The organism is Rhodovulum sp. (genome assembly GCF_011048875.1).
Taxonomy (GTDB): domain Bacteria; phylum Pseudomonadota; class Alphaproteobacteria; order Rhodobacterales; family Rhodobacteraceae; genus Rhodovulum; species Rhodovulum tesquicola.
This window is the reverse complement of sequence record NZ_DSDD01000306.1, coordinates 1-5,484: the sequence shown is the minus strand read 5'-3', so window position 1 is coordinate 5,484 and position 5,484 is coordinate 1. Positions and strand designations below refer to the sequence as shown.

Below are 5,484 nucleotides of genomic sequence, written 5' to 3'. Positions count from 1 at the left end.
TTCTGGGGCGTCGAGCGCAAGTTCTGGCAGTTGCCGGGGGTGTGGATGACGGCCGCCGGATATGCGGGCGGCTTCACGCCCAACCCGACCTATGAGGAGGTCTGCACCGGCAAGACCGGCCATACCGAGGTGGTGCGCGTGGTCCATGACCCGGGCGAGATCAGCTATGAAACGCTGCTGCGCCATTTCTGGGAGGGGCACGATCCGACGCAGGGGATGCGGCAGGGCAACGACCGGGGCACGCAGTATCGGTCTGCGATCTACACCTTTACCGCAGCACAGGAAGCCACGGCCGAGGCCAGCCGCGCCGCCTATCAGGAGCGTCTGCGCAAGGCGGGCTTTGGCGCCATCACCACCGAGATCCGGACGGCGCCGCCGTTCTACTATGCCGAGGGCTATCACCAGCAATACCTTGTCAAGAACCCGGGCGGCTATTGCGGGCTGGGCGGCACGGGGATCAGTTGCCCGGTGGGCATCGGCGTCTGAGCCTTTGCGGCCATGGGCCGGCGCATCCTGATCCTGCCCGCTGCGGTGGGGGGGGCAGTTTCACGCTGGCCCGCGCGCTGGCGGACAGGCTGTCCACGCAGGTTTTCGACGCGGACGATTTCCTGTGGCAGCCGACCGAGCCGCCCTTTCGCAAGACCCGCCCGCCGGACGAGCGGGTGGCGCTGATGCAGGCGATGTTCGCGCCGCGCGCGGACCGGGTGCTGGCCTGCGCGATCTGCGGCTGGGGCGATGCGCTGATCCCGCGGCTGACGCAGGTGCTGTTCCTGACCGCGCCGACCGAGGCCCGGATCATCCGCCTGCGCCGCCGCGAACGCCAGCGCCCTGGCGCGGCGCTGGCCCCGGGCGGCGCGCGGGCGCAGGAGTTCCGGGCGTTTCCCGACTATGCCTCGGGCTATGACGATCCCGCCTTTGCCGGGCGCAGCCGGGTGCAGCACGAGGCTTGGCTCGCGGCGCTGGCCTGCCCGGTGATCCGGCTTGACGGCAGCGAACCGCCCGGTGTGCTGGCCGACCGGGCGCTTGCCGCGCTTGACCCGGCGGCGCAGGGGGCCTAGGCGCTGGGCCAAGCCACCGCAGGAGACACGCCCATGCCCACCTTCACCGCGTTGACCACCCTTTCCGGCAAGGACCAGGCCGAGGCGCTGGGCGAGGCGATGGAGGATCTCGACCCCGCGCCCACCGGCTTGGGTGTGTTCGAGATCGAGGACGGCTCGGGCCTGTGGGAGGTGGGCGGCTATTTCACCGAAGCCCCCGATGCCGCGGGGCTGGCGCTGCTGGCCAGCATGTATGGTGCGCGCGATTTCGCCGTTTCGGAACTGCCCGAGACCGATTGGGTGGCCAAGGTGAAGCGCGAACTGGCGCCGGTCGAGGCCGGGCGCTTCTTCGTCTATGGCAGCCATGATGCCGACCGCGTGCCCGAGGACCGGATCGCGCTGCTGATCGAGGCGTCGATGGCGTTCGGCACCGGCCATCACGGCACGACACAGGGCTGCCTGCGCGCGCTGGACCGGCTGGCCGAGCTGGGCGTCACGCCGCGCGCGGTGGCCGATATCGGCTGCGGGACGGCGGTGCTGGCGATGGCGGCGGCGCGGTTGTGGGATGTGCCGGTGCTGGCCTCGGATATCGACCCGGTCGCGGTCGAGGTTGCGGCCGAGAATGTCGTGGCCAATGATCTGGCGGGCCGGGTGCAGTGCCTGGAGGCTGCGGGGCTCGATCATCCCGATCTGGAGGCGGCGGCACCCTTTGGCCTTGTTTTCGCCAATATCCTCAAGGCACCACTGCTGGAGCTGGCGCCCGGGATTGCGCAGCGAATCGCGCCCGGGGGGCATGCGATCCTGTCGGGGCTGTTGATCGAACAAGGCCCCGAAGTGGCGGCGCGCTATGCTGAAAACGGGTTGATCGTCCACGAAACCGAGGAAATCGGCGACTGGATCACCCTTTGTCTGCGAAAATCGCCGCTCTAGGCCGTAATTTCGCCCCCTTTTGGTCCCAGTATCGCCGTGGGTGAGGCAAATGGGGCAATGTCATGCACGATCCGCAATATGAGGAATTCCGCGGCCGTCTGGCGCGGCTGGACCGCATGCACCGGAAAGGTTACGGGTTCGAGGCGCCGGGGACGCTTGGCCGGTCGTTCTACCGTCGCCGCGTCCATGACGGGGTTCCGGTCTGGCGCGTGATCGGCATGATCGCGCTGTGCATGTTGATGGTGAAGGCGCTGATCCTGATGCAGATCGGGCCGGATGCCTATGGCGCGCATCTGGAGCGCGCCGCGGGCGACGGGATCGTGCAGAAGGTCACGGTCTTCGTGATGCAGATCGACCCGATCACCGACTGGCTGGCGGGCGAGATGCGCCGGGTGCTGGGCCTGTTCGGCTGACCCCCGGCGGTCGGGCGGCGCGCCTGGCCGCAATGGAGGGCCTGAATGCGAACGCCCCGGCAGGAGATCCTGCCGGGGCGTCCTCCCGTCCGTGAGTTGGCGGGAGGGCCGACCCGTCCGGCTGCCGCGAAATGGCGGTCCGGAACGAGCCGGTCGAGACCGGAGCAAGGCGCGACCGGAGGGGGTTAAGGCCGCGTGCTCCGGATCCGGGTGTGTGGGTCGGGTCCCTGCATCGCAACCGGCCGGTCGGACGGCGCCCGGCGCGAGATACGCTGTGACCGACATGGCCGGACCCGGCCCGATCCGATTGCCGCTGGCCGATGTTCGCTTTTCGTGCTAATCGGTCGGAAAAGACACAACAAAGCGGGGTGCGCATGCGTGTTCTGGGCATTGATCCCGGCCTTCGCAGCACCGGATGGGGCGTGATCGAGCAGGCGAACGGGCGGCTGGCCCATGTGGCGAACGGCATCTGCCGTTCGGGGGACGGGGCGCTGGCCGAGCGTCTGCTGTCGCTGCATGACCAGCTTTGCGAGATCGTGACGCGCCATGCGCCCGACGCGGCGGCGGTGGAACAGACCTTTGTCAACCGTGACGGCGCGGGCACGCTGAAGCTGGGCCAGGCGCGCGGCGTCGCGGTGCTGGTGCCCGCGCGGGCGGGGATGACGGTGGGGGAATACGCCCCGAACGCGGTCAAGAAGGCGGTGGTGGGCGTGGGCCATGCCGACAAGCGGCAGATCGACCACATGGTGCGGCTGCAATTTCCGGGCATCGAGATCGCGGGCCCGGATGCGGCCGACGCGCTGGCCATCGCGCTGTGCCATGCGTTTCACCTGGCGGCGGGCGGGCGGCTGGCCGCGGCGCTGGCGAGGGCCGGCGCATGATCGGGCGGGTTGCCGGGCGTCTGATCCATCGCGGCCCCGATCATGTGATGATCGACGTGGGCGGCCTGGGCTATATCGTGCAGGTCTCGGACCGGACGCTTGCCGCGATGCCCGGCCCGGGCGAGGCGGTGGCGCTGTATACCGATCTGCTGGTGCGCGAGGATCTGTTGCAGCTTTACGGCTTTCCGACGCTTCTGGAACGCGAATGGCACCGGCTGTTGATGGGGGTGCAGGGGATCGGGGCCAAGGCGTCGATGGCGATCCTGGGCACGCTTGGGGCCGAGGGTGTGGGCCGCGCCATCGCGCTGGGCGACTGGAACACGATCAAGGCCGCGCCGGGCGTCGGACCCAAGATCGCGCAGCGCGTGGTGAACGAGTTGAAGGGCAAGGCGCCGGGCATCATGGCGCTGGGCGGCACGCTGGTCGAGGCTGCGGGTGCCGCACCCGCGCAGGCCGGGCCGGTCGGCACGGCACCGCCGCGCCCCGCGCCCTCGGCCGCGGCGCAGGCCGAGGCGCTGTCGGCGCTGGGCAATCTGGGCTATGCCCCGGCCGATGCGGCGCAGGCCGTCGCCCGCGCCGCGAACGAGGCGCCCGAGGCCGATACGCCCGCCCTGATCCGCGCGGCGCTGAAGCTGCTGGCGCCCAAGGGGTAGGAGATGACCGAGCCCGACCCGACCCTGCGCCCCGACAAGCGCCCCGAGGATGCCGACCGCGCGATGCGACCCGAGACGCTGGACGAGTTCGTCGGCCAGGCCGAGGCGCGGGCGAACCTGCGGGTCTTCCTGCAAAGCGCCCGCCAGCGGGGAGAGGCCATGGATCACGCGCTGTTCCACGGCCCCCCCGGTCTGGGCAAGACCACGCTGGCGCAGATCGTCGCGCGCGAACTGGGCGTGAATTTCCGCATGACCTCTGGCCCGGTGCTGGCCAAGGCGGGCGATCTGGCGGCGATCCTGACCAATCTGGAAGCGCGCGATGTGCTGTTCATCGACGAGATCCACCGCCTGAACCCCGCGGTCGAGGAGGTGCTTTATCCCGCGCTCGAGGATTTCGCGCTGGATCTGGTGATCGGCGAGGGCCCGGCCGCGCGCACCGTGCGGATCGAGTTGCAGCCCTTCACGCTGGTCGGGGCCACGACGCGGCTGGGGCTGTTGACGACGCCTCTGCGCGACCGCTTCGGCATTCCGGTGCGGTTGCAGTTCTATACCGTCGAGGAACTGGAACTGATCGTCGCGCGGGGAGCGCGGCTGATGGGGGTGTCGGCGGATGCGGAGGGGCTGAAGGAAATCGCCCGGCGCGCGCGCGGCACGCCGCGGATCGCGGGGCGGTTGTTGCGTCGGGTCGTCGATTTCGCACTGGTTGAGGGCGACGGGCGGATCACCCTTGCGGTGGCCGATCATGCGTTGACCCGGATGGAGGTGGACGGACTTGGGCTTGATGGCGCGGACCGGCGCTATCTTCGGCTGATCGCCGAGAATTACGCCGGTGGCCCGGTCGGGATCGAGACTTTGTCGGCCGCGCTGTCGGAATCGCGCGATGCGCTGGAGGAGGTGATCGAGCCCTACCTGTTGCAGCAGGGCCTGATCCAGCGCACCCCGCGCGGGCGGATACTGGCCGCGAAGGCCTGGGCGCATCTGGGCCTGCCCGCCCCGCGCCCGCCGGGACAGCCGGGCCTGTTCGACGGCTGAGGCCCTTGCCCGGCGGCGGGCAGGCGGATAGGGCAGGGCCATGGGTATTTTCGCCAAGAAGAAGGCGCGGGCATGACGCCGGACGATCTGCGCGCGCTGTTCACGGGGCAGGACGGCGGCTATCGGTTCGCCCGTTGGGGCCGTCCGATCGCGCCCGTGGTCTTTGGCGTCAGCGACGAGACGCTGGCCACATTCAAGGGCGCCTGCGAGGCGGTCGTGGCGCTGGCCGGGCATCAGATGGCCGAGACCGACCCTGAACTGGGCGCGAACCTGATGGTGTTCTTCTTTCGCGACTGGTCCGAATTGCCGCTTGTGCCCAATCTGGATCGGCTGGTGCCCGATCTTGGCCCGCTGGTCGAACGACTGGCCGCGGCGGGGGCGACGCAATATCGGCTGTTCCGCTTCGATGCGGATGGGGCGATCCGCGCGGCCTTTGTCTTTCAGCGGGTCGATGACGCGATTGCCGCGCTGCCCGCCGAGGCGATCGCGCTGAACCAGATGGTGCAGGTGATCCTGTTGTGGTCCGAGAGCGCCTTTG

Annotated in this window: 8 protein-coding genes; all 8 read left to right on the top strand. The window is 69.7% G+C overall.

The annotated features are described in order from the left end of the window. Nucleotides 1-486: peptide-methionine (S)-S-oxide reductase MsrA (gene msrA / locus ENN83_RS10825; protein WP_287186890.1), on the top strand; the 486-nt coding region annotated here is incomplete at its 5' end. Further along, nucleotides 462-1,058, top strand: a complete 597-nt coding sequence (locus ENN83_RS10820; RefSeq protein WP_287186887.1) for an adenylate kinase — start codon at nt 462-464, stop codon at nt 1,056-1,058. The genes msrA and ENN83_RS10820, both read left to right, overlap by 25 nt. 33 nt (nt 1,059-1,091) lie before the next feature. After that, complete coding sequence (locus ENN83_RS10815; protein ID WP_287186886.1) at nt 1,092-1,967, top strand: 50S ribosomal protein L11 methyltransferase; 876 nt, start codon at nt 1,092-1,094, stop codon at nt 1,965-1,967. A 62-nt stretch (nt 1,968-2,029) separates the two neighbouring features. Next, nucleotides 2,030-2,380: a hypothetical protein gene (locus ENN83_RS10810; protein WP_287186883.1), complete on the top strand. Its 351-nt coding sequence runs from the start codon at nt 2,030-2,032 to the stop codon at nt 2,378-2,380. Nucleotides 2,381-2,754: 374 nt separating this feature from the next. After that, nucleotides 2,755-3,261, top strand: a complete 507-nt coding sequence (gene ruvC / locus ENN83_RS10805; protein WP_287186880.1) for a crossover junction endodeoxyribonuclease RuvC — start codon at nt 2,755-2,757, stop codon at nt 3,259-3,261. Continuing rightward, the gene (ruvA, locus tag ENN83_RS10800; RefSeq protein WP_287186877.1) at nt 3,258-3,914 is read left to right on the top strand and encodes a Holliday junction branch migration protein RuvA; all 657 of its coding nucleotides are present in this window, start codon (nt 3,258-3,260) and stop codon (nt 3,912-3,914) included. Before ruvC ends, ruvA begins: the two co-directional genes overlap by 4 nt. A gap of 3 nt (nt 3,915-3,917) precedes the next feature. Further along, entirely contained in the window at nt 3,918-4,946 is a 1,029-nt protein-coding gene (ruvB, locus tag ENN83_RS10795; protein WP_287186874.1) for a Holliday junction branch migration DNA helicase RuvB, read from the top strand. Between the two features lie 72 nt (nt 4,947-5,018). Continuing rightward, on the top strand, nt 5,019-5,484 hold a 466-nt coding region (locus tag ENN83_RS10790), incomplete at its 3' end, for a hypothetical protein (protein ID WP_287186871.1).